This window comes from Criblamydia sequanensis CRIB-18 (assembly GCF_000750955.1).
In the GTDB taxonomy this organism is placed as follows: Bacteria; Chlamydiota; Chlamydiia; order Chlamydiales; family Criblamydiaceae; genus Criblamydia; species Criblamydia sequanensis.
Genome location: NZ_CCEJ010000004.1, coordinates 143,551 through 161,868, shown reverse-complemented (window position 1 = coordinate 161,868; position 18,318 = coordinate 143,551). Strand labels below are relative to the sequence as shown.

The window sequence follows — 18,318 nt, the reverse complement described above, 5'->3', positions numbered from 1 at the left end:
TCATGGTACGCGCAAAAAAAATTGCTTTTATATTTCCCGGCCAAGGCGCTCAATATCCCGGAATGGCTAAAGATTTTTTTGAACATTATGCTGTTTCAAGGGAAACTTTTGAGGAAGCAGACGACATTTTGGGACGAAAAATATCAGATATTATTTTAAGGGGGCCTGAAAATATCCTTGTCCAAACAAGAAATAGCCAAACAGGTATATTTATAGCGAGTGCAGCCATTCTTAGGGCCTTAAAATTTCTTTTCCCAGATTTCGACCCTGCTTTTACAGCCGGTTTAAGTCTAGGGGAATACACCGCCCTTTACGCAGGCAGCTTTTCTTCTTTTGAAGAAACCCTCACTCTCGTTCAAAGACGGGGACGGTATATGAATGACGCTTGCGAGGAAGAAAAGGGCACGATGGCAGTCGTTCTTGGCATAGAACCCTCGATTCTTATAAGTATCGTTCAAGAGGTTGGAAGAAAAAAACGCGTTTCCCTTGCCAATTTTAATTGCCCAGGCCAAATCGTAATTTCCGGAACTTTAGACGGGGTTGAAGAAGTTTCGAATTTAGCTAAACAAAAAGGGGCTAAACGAATTTTACCTTTAAGCGTTCACGGAGCTTTTCATAGCGTTCTAATGAAGTCTGCAGAAGATAGGCTCGAGCCGCATATTAAAGCTTTGCAGCTTCGAAAAGGGTTAAGCGAACTTGTCATGAATGTGACAGGCGCTATCGCAAAGAGCCCTGAAGAGATTAAATCAAACCTTATAAAACAGGTGACCTCCTCTGTGCTTTGGGAACAGTCTATTGAGACCATGAGGGATAATCAGGTAGATCTTTTTGTTGAAATTGGACCCGGCAAAACTTTAGCCGGATTCAATAAACGAATTGGAGTTTTAAGCCCCACGCTTTCCATAGAGAGACTATCTGATTTGGAACTTCTTGCCGAATATCAATAATTTTTTTGGATCATCAGTATGTGGAATTTAAAAGGAAAGACAGCGCTTGTGACAGGAGGTGGGTCCGGGATCGGCAAAGCCATTTCAAGAGCATTTATTGATCAGGGTGCCAATGTTATCTTCTTTGGAACCAATAAGGAGAAGGGCGAGCACGCCAAAAAAGAATTTGAAGAGGCTTCGAAATTAGGTGCTAAAGCTTATTTTTTTCAAGTCGATGTCTCAAAGAAAGCGGAAGTTGAGGAAGCGGTTAAAAAAGCGTTTGAGTTGGCAGGCTCAATTGAAATATTAGTTAATAATGCCGGCATTACAAAAGATCAGCTCTTGCTTAGGATGCCTGAAGAAGATTGGGACCTCGTCATGGATATAAATATGAAGTCCTGCTACAATCTTTGCCAAGCGCTTATTCGTTCCATGATGAAGTCAAGGTATGGGAAAATTATAAATATTAGCTCTGTAGTTGGAGTTAGCGGAAATCCCGGACAAACTAATTATGCTGCTTCAAAAGCTGCCATGATAGGCTTTACTAAATCTCTAGCTAAGGAATTGGCTTCCCGAAATATCATGGCGAATTGCGTCGCTCCGGGTTATATTGAAACGGAGATGACCCAAAGCTTGCCTGAAGAGAAAAGGAAAAGTGTTATGGACGATATTCCTTTAAATCGAATGGGAAAGCCTGAAGACATTGCGAATATGGTTCTTTTCTTGGCCTCTGATCTTTCAAATTACATAACAGGCCAAGTGTTTATAGTGGATGGGGGAATGACCCTTTAGGTTTCAATAATTCATCCGATCAAATTCGGATACAAATTTTTTCCAAACAAAGAGGTAAAGTAATATGGCAACAACTGAACAAGAAGTGATTGAAATCATTGTCGAGCAGCTTGGCGTTGATAAAGAAGAAATTACTCGTGAAAAGTCATTTGTGGAAGATTTGAATGCAGATTCCCTTGATTTGACAGAACTTATCATGACACTGGAAGAAAGATTCGGATGCGAAATTCCGCAAGAAGCTGCTGAAAAGCTTAAAACAGTTGGCGATGCAATCAACTACATTGAAAAGCATCGAGCCTAAGTTCCAAGAGGGGGTAGCTTACTCAGGCTATCCTCTTTCCTTCCCTAAAAACTTAAAGTGTCAACAGCGGCTCTTTCCGGTGCTAATCTTGAAACACTATAAACTGTCAAAAGTCCCAAGAAAAATCCGGGAATCATGGCAGGGATCGGGTAGCTTGCAAGGTGAGGGTTAAGAATATCCCAAAAAGCCGCAATAAAACCGCCGACAAAAATACCCGCAATGGCGCCGTTTCTATTAGCTTTTTTGTCATAGAGAGACATGATAATCGTCGGGCCAAAAGCTGCGCCAAGACCGGACCAGGCATATAAAACCGCTTCAAGCACGGTGGAGCTCTTGTAAAAAGCGATTAAAAGAGAAACAAGGGAGGTCAATAATACCCCAACTCTTGAAATCAAGAGAAGTTCTTTGTCGCTAGCGTGTTTCTTAAAGAGACATCTCCAAAAATCCTCGCTGATCACTGAACCGCAAACTAAAATTTGAGAATCCATAGTTGAAATATTTGCAGCAATTAATCCGCATAAAATGAAACCGCCGAAAAGCGGGTTAAAAAGCGTCTTCACCATCTCGATAAAAACCAGTTCCCCATTTTTTAAAGGATTTTCGCTGAAGAATCCAATGCCCACAAAACCTACAAAAGCTGCGGCTGAAAGAGCTAAAATCTGCCAGGTCATTCCCACATATTTCGCTTTTTTAATCTCATCCGGACTCTTAATTCCCATAAATTTTGTAATGATATGAGGCTGTCCGAAGTACCCAAGCCCCCAGCCTAAAATCAAAAAAAGAGTGGATCTAAACGATTGGAAAGAGAAATCAGAAAAAAGGCTAAGGGAAGCTTCTTTAATTTTAGCTTGTGAAACAATAGTTTCAAGGGCATTCGGCATGCTGAAATAGGCGGTTGCCGGAACTAAGATAATCATTAAGAGTAAAAAGAGCGCTTGAAACTGATCTACTCTTGCGATGGTGTAGTAACCGCCGATAGTTGTATAAGAGGCTGCAACAAACATGGCAATCGCAAGAGAGAGGTAGTAGTTTATACCAAAAAGAGATTCAAGCAAGCTTCCCATGGCGATAAGGCCGGCGGACAGATAGCAAGTTAGGAAAAATAAAATCATGCAGGCAGTTAATACTCGGATGACACCGCTTTTATCATTAAAACGGCGTTCAAGAAAAGTCGAAAGAGTGTTGCTTTCGTAAGTTTCTGTGTTTCTTCTTAATTTTTCTGCGACAAATTGCCAATTTAGGAACATGCCTATCAATAGACCGATAGCGATCCAAAGTTGAGATAGGCCAAAGGTGTAAATTGCGGCCGGAAAAGCCATAAAAAGCCAGGCGCTCATATCACTTGCGTGAGCTGAGAATGCAGTCATCCAATAACTTAAAGAGCGATTTCCAATGATGTAGTCATCAGCCGATTTTTGTCTTCTTAGGCTCGCAAGGCCGATGAGAAGGAGAACAAAAAAATAGGCAAAAAAGGCGATGATTAATTGAATATTCATGAAAAAACACTATAAAGTTTTGAAAACAAATTTTAATTTGCGACGTGTAAAGAAATAATTTTATTTTTAAGCTAAAAACTTATTTTTTAGTTTAAAGAAATTCCTGCTAGAGTACCTTAAAATAAGCAAAATGTCAAGATTAGAAATTAATTTATATATAAATAAATTTATTTAATATAATCGCTCTTAGAAACCGTACTGGCAAAAAAAAAGGCTTTCAACAAAAATAAATCCAGTTTTGCAATTTTTGAGCTCGAGGTTTTATGGTTCTATTAAACGAAAAAAAGTCATCCTTTACCTATGAAGATATCATTTCTATTTTAGGAAATGAGGCATCGGAACTTTTGGACTACACATGTACAAAGATTCCGAAAGATAGAATTATAAAGCCCGGAAAAGATTGGGTGGATCGCATTTTTAAAGAAAGCGATCGGCCTAATCGGGTGCTTAGAAGTCTTGAAGCCCTATTTAATCATGGAAGACTTGCGGAAACCGGCTATCTCTCCATCCTTCCTGTGGATCAAGGGGTTGAACATTCGGCAGGAGCCACTTTTGTTCCAAATCCCGAGTATTTCGACCCTGAAAATATCATTAGGCTGGCCATAGAAGGCGGATGCAACGCCGTGGCTTCAACTCTTGGAGTTCTAGGGTTAACGGCAAGAAAGTATGCCCATAAGATTCCATACGTATTGAAGATTAATCATAATGAGCTTCTTTCCTATCCTAATAGCTATGATCAAATCCTTTTTGCAAGTGTAAAACAAGCCTATGATATGGGCGCTATTGCAGTCGGTGCCACCGTGTACTTCGGGTCTCTTGAAAGCCATCGACAAATTCAAGAAATCAGTCAAGCGTTTGCTCAGGCTCACGATCTTGGCATGGCAACTATCCTCTGGTGTTACTTAAGAAACCCAGCCTTTAAGTTCGATGGGGTTGACTATCATACAAGCGCTGATTTGACGGCACAAGCAAATTACCTTGGAATGACCCTTGGTGCCGATATCGTAAAGCAAAAGCTGCCCACTCTAAACGGAGGCTATAAAGCGATGAATCAACATAACAAAGGTTATGGCAAGTGGTCTGAGAAAATGTATTCGGATCTTTGCGATATTGACGATAACCCGATCGACTATTGCCGCTATCAGGTTATTAACAGCTCAAGAGTAGGCCTAATAAATTCCGGCGGAGAAGCCGGTAAAAATGACTTGGAAGATGCTGTGAAAACAGCTGTCATTAATAAAAGGGCCGGAGGTATCGGTATAATCAGCGGCAGAAAAACCTTCCAAAAGCCATTTAAGGAAGGTGTTAAACTGTTTAATGCGATTCAGGATGTCTATTTAAATAAAGAAATTACACTTGCGTAAAATCTTTCTAGCCCGGCTATACCTGTCGGGCTATCCTTAAACCCGTGATAAATGTTCTTCCTAAGCCTTTATCTGATAGGCGATAATTGCCATCCTTTCCACTTCTTATGGAAGCTTGGATACTTTTCGACCCATAGATAAGGTCAGAATCCAGGTTTTAAACCCCCCCCCCAACTCGATAAATTTCTAAATTACACTTTGTTGCTATCTCGGAGTATGCTTATAATCGTATGTTTTTAAAAAAAAATTGGCTTTTTCTATGGTCATTAAGGATAGATTTATGTTGGTCGAGCACTTTCAAATTCTTCTCGTTTTAATCAAGTAGTTCATATGGGTGAAAATAAAATTTCCGAAGCCTTCAGGCCTCCCGCTCTACCTCTTTTGGAAGAAGAATTCACCGGAACCCTAACAGCGCTTCTTCCCGATGAACTTCTTCAATTTATTTTGATTCATCTTGACTTTCTAACGCTTTGCAAGGCCGCAAAATCAGTTTGCAGAAGATGGCGTGAATTAAGTATGGATCGGGATGTTATAAAAAATTGTTTTTTTACCGCATTAAATGATTCAGCTCATAGCTATTTAGAAGAAGTTCAAAAAAGAAAAGAAGCTTCAAGACTAACTCACAATAAAAGAGCAAAAATCGATGACACTGATTTTTTTATAAAGATTCTAAAAGCGGATTTTAGGCTTAAAGCCCCTCAGTTCATTCCATGCCCTCAAGTTTTAAAATTGCACTCTGAAGACGCAGACGTCTTTGGTATGATATCCATGTGTATTGAAGGGGATGAAATACTAACTGGATCTGCCGGTAAATCCATACGAATTTGGGAAATTAGTTCAGGTAAATTAAAGCAAAAATTGTGCGGCCATCTTTGTGGTGTGAGCGTAATAAAAGCAACGGATGAAAAAATTATCAGCGGTTCTTTTGATGAGACTTTAAGAATTTGGGATAGAAAGTCCGGAAAAGAACTAAAACAACTAATCGAGCAAACAGGTTCTCCGAGCTGCCTTCAAGTAGAGTGCGAAAAAATTTATAGTGGGTCCTACGATGGCACTCTTCGAGTTTGGGATTTAGAGTCTGGAATCGAACTTAAGAAATTTGAAAATAACTGCAGCATCACCTGCATGCAAGTTTTTGATAAAAAGGTGTACGTTGGATTTCATGATGGAACTATAGGAATTTTTGACTCTGAATCAGAGGTAGAGCCTAAAATATTTAAAGATTTTGATGTAAGCGCTTCTAGTATTCTTGCTACGTCAAATAAAATCATCGTCGGTTATAAAAACGGTTTTTTAAGTGTTTTAGATAAAAATTTAGGAAATAGGCTTACACTCTTAAATGGGCATAATAATCATGTGAGCTTTTTAAATCTTTATAATGGGAAAATTATTAGCGGCTCTAAAGATAGAACCATAAGAATTTGGGATGAAGAAACAGGAGAGGAAATAAAAGTATTAAAAGTAAGTGTCGAATTTTTCTTTCTTATTTCACTCCAAATTATAGAAGGAAGGATCTATGCAGGTTTTAACGATAATAAGATTTTAATTTGGGATTTTAATGCTCCTTGAATCAGAAGGATTGGAATAATTTTTTATGTTAAGTTCTGTTAATAAAACTGAAAGACATTTTGCACCTTTTTCCGAAATAGAAGATTTAAGAGAATTATCGGAATGTGGTGAAACGGCAACCGCTAATCTTCCGGATGAAATTGTTCTAAACATTCTATCCTACCTCGATTTTTTATCACTTCACTTAAAAACAGGCCTTACATGTAGACGTTGGAAAAGATTAAGCTATGATAAGGCTCTTTTAAAACTCTGCTTTTTTAGAAGCTTGGAAGATTCCGCTAAAACTCACGAGCAAGAATGCTTGGAAAGAAACGCCCTTGCAAGATCATCTACAAGCAAGAGAAGTAAAATAGATGATACGGAATATTTTTTTTATGAAATAAGAGGCGATCTTTACATGCGTTCTAAAAAGTTTCAACCAACATGGGCGGTTCTTAATTTAGAGGAATTCCAACCAAGTTCTTGGGCTATTGAATGCATGAAAATCAGAGAAGATCTAATTTATAGCAGCGCACATGATAACACCATTCAGGTTTGGGATAGGGATTCCGGAAAGAGGATCATGAGACTTGAAGGTCATAATAATAGGGTATCCTGCCTACAAGTAGATCTAAAATATATCTACAGCGGCTCCTGGGATAATACTATTCGTGTTTGGGATAAAGAATCGGGAAGTGCAGTTAAGGTGTTAGAAGGCCACAAAAATAGTGTGTCCTGTTTGCAGGTTGCTAATGGAAAAGCATATAGCGGCGGCTACGACAACAAAATTTTAATTTGGGATATGGAGTCGGGTAAAGTTTTACAGGAATTGGAAGGACACCTTAATTATATTAAATGTCTTGAAGTTGCAGATGGCATTATCTATAGCTTCACCTCTACTCATGTAATTCACATCTGGAATAGTGAATCCGGAGAATTATTAAAAAAATTAGTGGGGCCAAAAAATGGAATTTCATCCATCCGGATATTGAATGGCAAAATTTATATTGGTTGTTGCGACGGCAAAATTAGAATTTGGGAATCAAAATCGGGAAACCAGATCAAAGAACTGGAAGGGCATGAGTCCAATGTTATTTATTTGCAAGTTCTTGATGGTAAAATCATTAGCGCTTCTCGCGATAAAACCATAAGGATTTGGGATGCAGAATCAGGGGAGATGCTTAAAAGATTGGACGGCCGTAGGCCGGGCTCTGAATTTTTTGTTTCTATTCATATCTACAGAGGAAAAATTTATGCAGAATATAACGATGGGATTCTTTGGGTTTGGGAATTTATTTAGAATATTTTGAGGAAGATGATCTTGAATGGCACAAGTTCTTGAAGCCCGTTTTACGAAGACTAGGATAATTAAATAGCTCTTTTAATGCGTTTCTCTTATCCAAATTTTAATAGGCTTTAATTTAAAGTAACTTCTATTAAGTAGATCTTTTTTTTCAAAAGAGCATTTTCTAAGCATGCTATAGCATTTTGTGGCTTTCATTTGTTAGCAAGCTTGATTTCAAAATTTTCAAATAAGTTGTTATTTCTATTTTTTAGACTTATAATCCTTCACTCTTAAGCTTAAGTGATGAGTTTTATGTTTGAAAATAGTGTGAGTGAAAAGCTCTTTTGTTCTCCAATGCAAGATTCAGCATCTTCCTCAAACTTGGATCCAACGGCTTTTCTTCCTGACGAACTTCTTCTCACTATTCTGAGCCATTTAGATTTTTTATCCGTTTGCAGTCTTGCAAAACCTGTCTCAAGAAGATGGAGACGCCTCTCTTCCGATGCGTTGCTTTTAAGGGGTATTTTTTTTAAAACGTTAAAAGATACCGCTAATGTTTATTCAGAGAGCTGTTTAGAGGATTTAACAAAAGCTAAGAGGGCTAGAATTGATGAATCTGCATTTTTTCTAAAAAATCTTATATCTGATTTGAGAATGGGATCAGAGAAGTGTTTACCAAGCGGAAAAGTTTTCCCATTCCCGGCAAAAATGAATGCTATGAATATCAAAGATCAAAAAATCTATTTTGCATCAAGCGATAAAGCTATATACATTTGCGATAATCAATTGAAAGTTTTAAGTCATCATACGTTTGAGAATGTTCCTATCGAAGGACTTTGCATACAAACTTTAGATCAAAACATCTTTTGCGGATCATTAGGCGGCGGCATTTATGTTCTCAATGAGGATTCCGGCGAAGAAATTATGAGATTAGAAGGGCATCGTTATCAAGTCTCCGCACTTGAAATTGAAGGGGATAAAATTTACAGCGCTTCTTGGGATCAAACGATTCGCATTTGGGATAGGGCGACAGGAAAGGAGCTAAAGCGAATAAATCAGCACACCCTTATAAGTTGTCTAAAAGTTTTTGAGAATAAAATCTACAGCGGTTGTCTGGATGATACTTTAAGAGTTTGGGATGCTGAAACGGGGTTGTTAATTAAAGAGCTAAAAGGCCATACGAGCATGATTACTTGCCTCCAAGTCGAGCGGGATGCAATCTATAGCGGCTCAAGGGATCAAACGATTCGCATTTGGGATAGGGAATCAGGATCTCCTCTTCACAAACTAGTGGGGCATAAAAGATCTATCTCTTCGCTTGCGGTTTTTAACGATAAGATCATTAGCGGTTCTTTGGATAATAACATCAAAATTTGGGGCAAAGCCTCGGGCTTAATGATAAATGAACTAATGGGACATACCTCACAAATCATCTATTTAAAAGCTGAAAATGGCACAATCATAAGCGGTTCTCTTGATCAAACCCTTCGAGTCTGGGACTTTAATTGGCAAGAACCTATCCCTTAGTTTATGCTACTTTTTTTTTATTGAGGATAGGATATGTCTTTTAAAGTTATGAGTGCTTCACCTACTTTTATACACGATGTGCTTTCAGAAGAAGAGGGAGAATCCGAATCTATCACCTCATGCCTTTCTGAAGAACTCCTGCACCTTCTATTTTCTTCTCTGGATTATATAACACTTTGCAAAGTCCGTCTAACATGTAAAAGATGGAAGCGTTTAAGCTTTGATTCTTCATTGATAAGGCAATGTTTTTTTAAAACCATGAAGGGGTTTGCGGAACTTTGTCTTAATGAGTGGTTAAAAAAAAATGAAAAGGCGAATGCATCTTTACATAAGAGAAGCAGAATAGATGAGTTGCCTTATTTATTAAAATGTCTTGAATTGGATCAAAAAATTCGGTCAAAATCGTTTAAACCTAGCGCAAACATTTTATGCTTGCAAAATGATAAAAAAGGCCCGTTCGCGATTTGGTTTTTTCAATTAACCGATAGCAAAATTTATAGCCTAGCGATGGGTGCTTCGATTTTCGTTTGGGATAAAAAGTCAGGAGTAAAGCTAAATGAATTCAATGGACGTCATTCAGATTGCATCACGTGCCTTCAAATAAAGGGCAATAAAATCGTAACGGGCTCTTTAGACAAGACAATTAATATTTGGGATATAGATTCAGGCAACGTTTTGTTAACATTAGAAGGTCATGAGCAAGCTGTGTCATGCCTAAAAGTTTACGATAATAGTGTCTACAGCGGATCCTATGATGGAAGCATTAAAATTTGGGATATCGATACCGGAAATGAAATCAAAAAACTTGAGAACACACTTAAGAATATCTCTTGCATTCAAGTTTTTGAAGATACAATTTGGATTGGATCTTATTCTGGGGAGATTAGCGTCGTAGATTTTTTATCGGGAAAAGAAATTACGAAATGGCAAGGCCATGAAAAAGGAGTCTCTTGCTTTTTAAAAGTAGATAAAAAAATATACAGCGGGTCTTATGGAGGCGAGATTTTCGTTTGGGATATTTTTGAGCCGGGAACCTCTCTTTACAAGCTTAAAGGTCATACAGAACGTGTTGTTGACATACAAATACTCAACGGAAAAATTATTAGTGCCTCTTCCGGCCTATCCCTTAAAGTTTGGGATGCAGAATCGGGCAAAGAGATTAACCAATTTGAAAGTTTAAAACTGTCCGGTATAAATTCTCTGACTGTCATGGATGAAGAAATATACATAGGACATAATGATAATGAAATTGAGATTTTAGACTTTAGTCTTTAAACAAGCCCTTATTTAAGACTTCTTGTATCATAAATCCCTCATTAGACATCTTGGAAAACATGCGATTTTTAAAAAGATCTCCAGGAACTTTTTTGCATTGCTTGCCAGGCTATTTAATGGAAAAACCTATGCCGGTTATGTTAAACCACGATAGTTCCGGGATCTTAACTTCTTAATTTGTCTTATTATCATTCTTAATTAATTATTAATGATTCTTTGTTAAAAATAATCTATTTACACAAAAAAATTAATAAAGGGTCTTTATGATTAATGGCGACTATGGTGGACAAAAACGTCTCGCACAAGCTGAGGCTGCACAAGAAGCTCAAGGCGACATTAGCATTCTTTCCGATGAGTTGATACTCGAAATTTTTTCATACCTAGATCTGCCAACCCTTTCTCAAACGGCCAAGGACATCAAAATGGTGGAACAATTTAAGTTTCGATCCCATTCAAATGAAAGGACGTTTATTTGAAACGCTTAAAAGTACCGCTCTTTCTTACGCCTCCGAAAAAGAAAAAAATAACGAAGTTCAATTTTGCTTAAAGAGCCTAAAGGCTGATCTTAGAATGCGCTCTCCCAGGGTTCTCCCAAAAGCTGAAATTTTTAATCTCGTTCCACCCAGTACAGAACAATTCAACATTAACGAGTTTTTTGTAAAATCCACGAAGTTTGAAGGCAAAAGAGTTTATACTTCCTTTGATGACAGAACGATAAGAGTTTGGGATATGGAATCAAAGGAACAACTGTTAAAGATAGTAAGTCCCAATCGAGTTACGGAAATGATTATTACTAAAGATAAAATTACAAGCGGGGATTCGGAGGGTACTTTAAGAATTTGGAATAAAAATTCAGGAGAGGAAATTCTATCTTTAGCCGACGGCCATAACAGCGCTATATCAAGCATAAAATTTGATTCCGATAGAATTTATAGCGGATCTTGGGGCGAAACCATAATGGTTTGGGACGCTTCAACAGGGAAGCAAGTCATGAAGTTAGAAGGCCATAAAGAAAGTATTACAGATTTGCAGATAGTTGAGGGGAAAATCATAAGCAGTTCAAGCGATGGAACAATAAGAATTTGGGAAGCAGAGACAGGAAAAGAATTGTTTGTTTTAGAAGACGCGATGGGAGAGATAACAAGTCTTCAGGTAGAAGATGGAAAGCTCTATAGCAGCTCTTTTGATGGCATCATACGTGTTTGGGATATTAAAACCGGCCAATTACTCCAAAAAATGGAAGGTCATAATTTCCCTATTACCGTTATTCGAATTTTTGACGGAAAAATCATCGGAGTATCCTTAGAAGATAAAGAAATGGTGCATATTTGGGATATCAATACAGGAAAAAAACTTAAATCATTAAAAAGTACGCAGGCAACTAAAATACTAAATTTAAATGGTTTTGATGGAAAAATTTATGCCTCTAATACCTATAATGAGATATTATCATGGGACTTTAACCCCAAAAAATAAACTAAATTATTGGTAAAAAACCTATCTTAAAGATAGGTTTTTTACCAAAACTGCCATTCCAACTTATTTAAATAGTCTTCTATTCTATAGATCCTTCAAGCTTATTTTGAAAATATCCAGGCGGCGCATAAGTCTTAAAAAACCAGCTTAGTGCGTTAGAAATCTTATTCTTATCTTTTGGACCTCTATAGTCTTGTAATGAAAGGATTTGCTTAAGAAGCAAAATTTGATCGATAAATTCTGCTATTTTAAACATTTGACTGGAGCAGTCTTTTATAACCTTTGCTCTAATAGTACTTGAAGCGATCTTAGCAACACTTGCGCTGATTTCAATGAGTTTTGGAAATTTTTTAAGGTGTTGTGTAATTTCATTTTGTTTTTGATTTTTAAATCTCTCAAGAATGCTTTTCTTTTTCTCTTCCCAAAGAGAGGCCCCTAAATCTTCATCTGAAAAAAGATCGGAATGGCTCCAGGCTGTTCTTTGGGGTGAGGGATAAGGCATTTTTGACAACCATACCACAAAATTTCTTTGATGATTTCTCCCAATGACTTTAGGTTCCAAGAGAAAATAATCCTTTTTTAGAAAAGCCTCTATCTCTTCTTTTTCAAATCTAGTGCTTCCCTGAATAATAAAGGCTCGAAGTGGTTGACTGTAAGCTAAAGACAAGGATTTTTTCTCAAGCTCATGTTTCATAATAGCGAGAGTATTAACACCTGCAATTCCAAAAAGGTAAAGAAAGGAAGCGGGATTGAATTCAGGGGCTTCAATTTTCTTTTGAAAAGAACCCGGAGGGGCGAATTTTTTAAAAAACCAGTCAACCGCTAAAGTGGTTTCTTCCTGAGCTGGGATATTTCGAAGAAAAAGTTCGAACATTCCATTAAAAGAAAATATTTCATCCTTGCATACTCTTAGGGAGGGGCTGATTGGCACCAAGCTAAACCTACAGTTTTGGCTATTAAGTTTTGGCAAAAGACTTGGCATCCAACACCATTTCCTATAGTTGCCTTTAAGCAAAAAGCTTAAATCCTCATTTTTGTAAAAAGCGCTTCCAAGAATAGTAAATTCGCGTGTGCTTTTACAATATGACAAAGATAGCGACTTTACAGCGAGCTGTTCTTTAATATAAGAGATAGCGCAAAGACCCTGGTTTCCATAGCTAGTCACAAGAGAACTTAAGTCCAAATCGGAAGAGCTGAAAAATAGATTGGCTGAGGAAAAGGGGGGAGGTGATGTTCCATTCATGAAAATCTCTTTTTATTTTTAAATTAAATTTAAGGTTGAATAATTTGCCAAATCTTATAAAAGTTGATGGCAATTAAATCAAAACTAAATTAATCCTCGATTTCAAAAGAGACATGAACTTTAGCTTCTGCTTCCACTTGACCTGCGATAATAGGAGTTCCACTAGATTCCGGAACGGCAGCGTAGGTAAATCTAGCTTTTGCCATGGGAAACTCAGGTCCTGTGTTATCCAAGCTGATTGTCAGCATTCTTTTTATTTTAATGTTTGAAGCTTTAGCAAGAGTTAAAGCGTCCGTAATAGCATTTTGAGCAGCTTCCGTAATGGCTTCTCTTTTTAAGGTTTGTGAATCCTTTATATCAAAGCGCATGCTATCTATTGAATTAACACCGGCTTTTGCTGCGATATCAATTAACGTTCCGGCGGAATCAATTTGGTTTGTTCGAATGGCAAGAGTGTTCGACACTTGATAAGAGCCGATTTTAGGGATAAAAGAGCCCTCAAATTTAGGGGAGGGTCTTGTATAAACAGGGGTGATTGAAAAGGTGCCGGTCTCGATCTCATCCTCTTTTAGCCCAAAATTCTTAAGCGAATCAATAAGCTTGCTCATTTTACTGTTATTGTCCTGAAGAGCTGTAATTGCATTTTCAGCTTCTGTAATGACAGAAAAATTTAGTATTAAAAGGTCAGGGGCTTTTTTGACTGTGGCGGTCCCTTGTACCGTAAGGGTTGGAATAAAGGGCTCTTCTTTCGCAACACCTGATCCGAGATAGAGAAGAAAAATCATAAACATCAGGTTATAAAATCTTTGCATAACAAGCCCCTTGGGGAAGTTTTATATTTCAAATTAATCTCATTTTGAAAAAATTGATAAATAAGTGCAATATGAGCTTAAGAAATTTGAATCACCTAAGACGTTTTTGTTTTAACTCATTTCCTTTCTTTCACTTTAATTCCTGGCTTATCTAAAAAGCCCCGCTCCTTCAATCTCTACCTTAGGGCTTTAAATTACATCTTCGCTTGGGATAAGCTGCTTCATAAAGGGTTTTTGAATGGCTAAGCTTTGGCTTTCAGTCTTAGGCCCCCTCTTTAGTCTTGCAATATTAGTGACCGGCGGGGGCTTTTTTACAAGTTTTGTAAGTGTCGCTCTTTATAATAGGGACGTGTCTGAAACGATTATCGGAAATATACACGCTTGTTATTTTGCCGGATTAATCGCCGGCTGTCTTGTCCTTGAAAAGTTAATTATAAGGGTTGGGCACATTCAATCTTTTGCTGTTTTTGCCTTTACAACAGCCGTAACTATTTTAGCACAAGGAATTTACTTTGATTCCTTTTTTTGGGGCGCTCTTCGATTTATTGCAGGAGTCTGCTTGGCCGGAGTTTATATCGTTATTGAAAGCTGGCTTTTAGACAGAAGCTCGATGGTCACAAGAGGGCGTGTCTTAGCTGTTTATTTAATAGCCTACTATGGGGCTCAAGCCTTTGGACAAATCTTTTTTGATTGGATAGATGTCGATTCCAATGGGCCTTATTTTACAGCCTCTCTAATAGCGGCTCTTTCCGTTATACCCGTTTTTATCACTCAAGAAAAAAATCCAATGAAGGAAGACTTAACTGACGAACAATCTCTTTTTGCTCTCTATCAAAAATCGCCCTTAGGCATGATTGGTTCGTTTTTTTCCGGAATAATTCTTGGATCCATTTTCGCATTTATTCCAAATGTCGCCTTGGAGTTGGATTTAAGAATTTCACTCTTTATGGGATTAACTATCTTGGGTGGAACCCTATGGCAATGGCCGATTGGAAAGTTATCGGATAAAATGGATCGCCAAAAATTGCTTATCGCTCTCTCATTTCTTGTTCTTTTGCCAACCTTTGGACTTAAGTTATTGGATGAAATTAGCTTTGTTCCTTACATTCTAGCTTTTATTTTAGGCGGGCTAACCTTTACAATTTATCCTTTATCGGTAGCCCTTGTTTGCGATCGGGTGAAGCAAAAAGGGATGACACATATTGCTGGCGTCCTTTTGCTAGCTTACAGCATAGGCGCCACAATAGGCCCCCTTGTAGCTTCTTGGATAATAGCTTTTTTAGGGGCTTCCGGCCTTTACTACTTTATTGGGGTAAATGCATTATTTCTCGGGCTGTTTGGAATCAAAACGCTTCCAAAAGCCTTTTCGGATCAAAAAAATAACGAAGAACCCTCTATTTTAGAAGAAAACTTCTAGAATTTTTCTTTTATATTTTGCGCTTCTTCCGACTCTTCTTTTCCATTGGCTAGAATGACAACAATCAAACTCACACTAATTAACGCGGCAAAAAAGCACCAAACCGAAGTAAAGGTTTCATAATATATGAAATGGGAAACCGCAACAGAGATCGCAACCAAAGAGCCAAAAAGTTTCATTCCTTTTAGACTTGAAACGATGCAAGGCAGCAAAATACTTAAGACATATAGAATGGTAAACATTTGAACATTAACAGCAAACGGACTTGAAATCCCATAATGCAAGTTTCCATTTACAATCTCCGCCCTGAAGCTATTTTTAGGAACGATGGCAAGGCTTATTAAAGAGACTAGGATTCCAAGACATAAAATCATAAATAGAATAAATTTTTTGTCTTTTTCTTTTTCCGCATACCATGTGGCAAAAGGTATCCAGACGGGCCAAAATAAAAAAGCGAAAGATAAAAATAGCAGCATTGCCAATTTGGCAAACGTTTGGGGAAAGCCCGGATGAGTCTCTCCAATCCAAATAAAGCCTTCTGAAGCTTGTTGAAGAGCAAATAGAAAGGGGGTGCAAGCAAGCGGAAAGAGGATTTTTTCATTGTTGAGTTTTAAGTTTATGATCCCGGTGGCTGTCAGTAAAACTGTGGCTGTAAAACTAGCCTCGCTTGAAAAACACATAGTACGTTCACTTGTTAAGATTTTAACCTTTAGCTTCTTGTTTCAACATCTTCTTTCGAAGAGATAGGGAAAACTGCTGCCTTTCCTTGTGAAATTTCACGGCCCTTTCATGAAATTCAGACAAATCTCTTAGAATCTGAGGCAAGGAACCTTTTAATGAAGGGCATTTCTCTAAAGAAACCTTAGCCCAATCTTTCATTGTTTTTTCCATATGGTTTCTAACAGAATCCCAAAATCTTTCGATATCTTGGTCATTTTGAAGGTCTTTCGTAGCTCTATCCAAAATATCGTAGATATCAATTAGAAAACGGGATAGGACTTCTCGAAAAGCATGCAAGGCGTAATCTTCTTCTTTGATGCCATGATTTTTGCTTGTCTTTTCCTTTTTTTTCATAGCCTCATCAATTTCTATGGTATAGGAATTGCTTTTAAAATCCCTTAAGGCTTCGCATAATTTCTTTATTTCTTTATCATCAAACATTTTCACCAAACTTTTTGAAGCGAATCACTTACTTTTGATACAAGAGATGAAAGCAAAATCCACTTTTTAAATATAGTCCAACACAAAGAGACTTTCTTCTTTCATAAAGGATAAATTAAATATTTAAAAATATAATTTAAAACTCAAAGAGAATACAGGTTATCACCAAAGGAAAACATGGGTACGATTTCAGACGAGCTACGTCAGCTTGAGAGTGAATTTATTGATTTGGGTCAGCCAAAAAAAAAAATAAAACAAAAATAGATTATCAATTAGTGGTACATGGTTTCAAAATTTTTGATGGAGAGAGATGTAAAGCCCCTATTTTATGCTTCTCGTCTATCAAGTTAATAAACTCCGCAAAAATTTCATCAGTAGAGGCTGAAAAAAAAGTTAATCTTATCAATTCCATATGCAAGAGAACGCTAAGATCGGGTGATAACGTCGAAGCTATAAATTCAAAGATAGGGAGAATTTATGCAGAAAAAAATGTTACACTGCAATCGACAGAAGTTAAAGGGGAAGTGATATCGGGAAAAAGAATTGAAATATCTAATTCCCCCAAGTTGCTTAGAAGGATTGATGGCGAACTTATAACAATATCAAATTGTCCGGAAATCGGTCATGTCACGGGAAGAAAAATCACTTTAGAGCATTCTAACGCAGATTCCATTTTCTTTAGGGAAGAGCTTAAGCTTGCGCAAAATTCTAAGGTGAGAATGATAAAGGGATGCGGGGAAGAGCTTCTTATCTCAAATTCCAATACGGATACCATTATTATTCATTTCGAAACTGTTCTAAGAGTTGAGAAAGAGGTTAAGGTCCTTGTTTCTTTTTCAAATGTCAATAAGCTTATTTTTCAAGGATGTTGTCGAGGCTTGATAAGATGTATCAATGGGAGCAAAATCGAAAAAATTACTGGTAAATATAAATTTGTAGATTCTTTTGAAAATGGAAATACCTAAAAAATTTCAAGATTTGCTGTCGCTTTATAGAAATGAAACCATCATTCGTTTGCTTTCTGAGTGGACATCGCCAAATCGGCTTGAGAAAATAGATCAGGTTTTAGACGCTAGGCTGCATGGTTTGCAAGTGGCCATTGAATCGCCAAGCGATTTACATAATGCATCAGCTTCCACAAGATCTTGTGAAGCTTTTGGGGTTTATCAGGTGCATGTTATTTCCAGTGAAGTTAAAAAAACTTCAGGGAAAAGCGCCTCCCAAGGGGCATGGAAATGGACTTTTGTTCATAAGCATAAAAATACACAGGATTTTATTTCTGAAATGAAAAGACAGGGAGTCTTATTAGCGGGAGCTTCCTTAAAAGGCAAACTTAGTTTAGAAAAAATCCCGGTTGATAAGCCTCTTTGTTTACTCTTTGGCAATGAGGACCGAGGTCTAAGCGAGGAAGCGTTATCCTCATGCGAATATGAATTTACAATTCCAATGCAAGGGATGATGGAAAGCTTAAATTTATCAGTAGCGGTTGGAATTAGCGTTTATGAAACAGCAAAGCGTATGCGCCCTTTGCAAGCTGGAGAAGCATTAGATGCAAATACATTAAAGGCTATCTATTTGATTCAAGCAATTGGCATTGAAAAAGCAAAATTATTATTAAAAAGAGGGTTGGCTTAATTTTTACAAATTCTTAATAAAAGTTATTTGTATAATCATTAATATAACCATTTTTTAAGT

Annotated in this window: 18 protein-coding genes; 13 read left to right on the top strand and 5 right to left on the bottom strand. The window is 37.4% G+C overall.

The window, feature by feature from the left end; all coding sequences use genetic code 11:
- Positions 1-2: 2 nt before the first annotated feature.
- The 3 genes from fabD to acpP all read left to right on the top strand — a co-directional run bounded on the left by fabD (position 3) and on the right by acpP (position 2,019).
- Positions 3-947, top strand: a complete 945-nt coding sequence (gene fabD / locus CSEC_RS05470) for an ACP S-malonyltransferase (protein ID WP_041017430.1) — start codon at positions 3-5, stop codon at positions 945-947.
- 18 nt (positions 948-965) lie between these two features.
- Positions 966-1,718 carry a 3-oxoacyl-[acyl-carrier-protein] reductase gene (gene fabG / locus CSEC_RS05465; RefSeq protein WP_041017429.1) on the top strand — a complete coding sequence of 251 codons (753 nt, stop codon included), beginning with the start codon at positions 966-968 and terminating at the stop codon, positions 1,716-1,718.
- A gap of 64 nt (positions 1,719-1,782) precedes the next feature.
- A complete protein-coding gene (acpP, locus tag CSEC_RS05460) occupies positions 1,783-2,019 on the top strand; it encodes an acyl carrier protein (RefSeq protein WP_041017428.1) in 237 nt (78 codons plus the stop codon).
- Positions 2,020-2,063: 44 nt separating this feature from the next.
- Here the strand turns inward: acpP and CSEC_RS05455 are convergent, their stop codons facing one another.
- Entirely contained in the window at positions 2,064-3,515 is a 1,452-nt protein-coding gene (locus CSEC_RS05455) for a sodium/proline symporter (protein WP_041017427.1), read from the bottom strand.
- 263 nt (positions 3,516-3,778) lie between these two features.
- Between CSEC_RS05455 and CSEC_RS05450 the strand changes: the two genes are divergently transcribed.
- From CSEC_RS05450 to CSEC_RS05420, 7 genes are all read left to right on the top strand, one after another.
- On the top strand, positions 3,779-4,879 hold the full coding sequence (locus tag CSEC_RS05450) for a class I fructose-bisphosphate aldolase (RefSeq protein WP_041017426.1): 1,101 nt from the start codon (positions 3,779-3,781) through the stop codon (positions 4,877-4,879).
- A gap of 330 nt (positions 4,880-5,209) precedes the next feature.
- The gene (locus CSEC_RS05445) at positions 5,210-6,448 is read left to right on the top strand and encodes an F-box/WD repeat-containing protein (RefSeq protein ID WP_041017425.1); all 1,239 of its coding nucleotides are present in this window, start codon (positions 5,210-5,212) and stop codon (positions 6,446-6,448) included.
- 25 nt (positions 6,449-6,473) lie between these two features.
- Positions 6,474-7,727, top strand: coding sequence for an F-box/WD repeat-containing protein (locus CSEC_RS05440; RefSeq protein ID WP_041017424.1), 1,254 nt, complete (start codon positions 6,474-6,476; stop codon positions 7,725-7,727).
- Between the two features lie 297 nt (positions 7,728-8,024).
- Entirely contained in the window at positions 8,025-9,239 is a 1,215-nt protein-coding gene (locus CSEC_RS05435) for an F-box/WD repeat-containing protein (protein ID WP_041017423.1), read from the top strand.
- A 33-nt stretch (positions 9,240-9,272) separates the two neighbouring features.
- Positions 9,273-10,514: an F-box/WD repeat-containing protein gene (locus CSEC_RS05430; protein ID WP_041017422.1), complete on the top strand. Its 1,242-nt coding sequence runs from the start codon at positions 9,273-9,275 to the stop codon at positions 10,512-10,514.
- 263 nt (positions 10,515-10,777) lie between these two features.
- On the top strand, positions 10,778-10,990 hold the full coding sequence (locus CSEC_RS05425) for an F-box protein (protein WP_041017421.1): 213 nt from the start codon (positions 10,778-10,780) through the stop codon (positions 10,988-10,990).
- Positions 10,971-11,990, top strand: coding sequence for a WD40 repeat domain-containing protein (locus tag CSEC_RS05420; protein WP_041017420.1), 1,020 nt, complete (start codon positions 10,971-10,973; stop codon positions 11,988-11,990). The genes CSEC_RS05425 and CSEC_RS05420 overlap by 20 nt, the downstream gene beginning before the upstream one ends.
- 79 nt (positions 11,991-12,069) lie before the next feature.
- Here the strand turns inward: CSEC_RS05420 and CSEC_RS05415 are convergent, their stop codons facing one another.
- Positions 12,070-13,233 carry a hypothetical protein gene (locus tag CSEC_RS05415; RefSeq protein ID WP_041017419.1) on the bottom strand — a complete coding sequence of 388 codons (1,164 nt, stop codon included), beginning with the start codon at positions 13,231-13,233 and terminating at the stop codon, positions 12,070-12,072.
- A gap of 89 nt (positions 13,234-13,322) precedes the next feature.
- Positions 13,323-14,045, bottom strand: a complete 723-nt coding sequence (locus CSEC_RS05410; protein ID WP_041017418.1) for an SIMPL domain-containing protein — start codon at positions 14,043-14,045, stop codon at positions 13,323-13,325.
- 238 nt (positions 14,046-14,283) lie between these two features.
- Here CSEC_RS05410 and CSEC_RS05405 point away from each other — a divergent pair, with 238 nt between their 5' ends.
- The gene (locus tag CSEC_RS05405; protein ID WP_053331809.1) at positions 14,284-15,462 is read left to right on the top strand and encodes an MFS transporter; all 1,179 of its coding nucleotides are present in this window, start codon (positions 14,284-14,286) and stop codon (positions 15,460-15,462) included.
- Here CSEC_RS05405 and CSEC_RS05400 read toward each other — a convergent pair.
- Together CSEC_RS05400 and CSEC_RS05395 are read right to left on the bottom strand one after the other, a co-directional pair.
- A complete protein-coding gene (locus tag CSEC_RS05400) occupies positions 15,459-16,142 on the bottom strand; it encodes a DUF6629 family protein (protein WP_041017417.1) in 684 nt (227 codons plus the stop codon). The two genes, CSEC_RS05405 and CSEC_RS05400, sit on opposite strands and share 4 nt — an antisense overlap.
- Positions 16,143-16,164: 22 nt before the next feature.
- Positions 16,165-16,623 (bottom strand): hypothetical protein, encoded by a 459-nt coding sequence (locus tag CSEC_RS05395; protein ID WP_041017416.1) that lies wholly within the window; start codon positions 16,621-16,623, stop codon positions 16,165-16,167.
- Between the two features lie 275 nt (positions 16,624-16,898).
- On the opposite strand from CSEC_RS05395, the gene CSEC_RS05390 reads away from it, so the two are divergent.
- Complete coding sequence (locus CSEC_RS05390; protein WP_041017415.1) at positions 16,899-17,588, top strand: hypothetical protein; 690 nt, start codon at positions 16,899-16,901, stop codon at positions 17,586-17,588.
- Positions 17,575-18,258: a TrmH family RNA methyltransferase gene (locus CSEC_RS05385; protein ID WP_053331808.1), complete on the top strand. Its 684-nt coding sequence runs from the start codon at positions 17,575-17,577 to the stop codon at positions 18,256-18,258. The genes CSEC_RS05390 and CSEC_RS05385 overlap by 14 nt, the downstream gene beginning before the upstream one ends.
- The last annotated feature ends 60 nt before the right edge of the window (positions 18,259-18,318 follow it).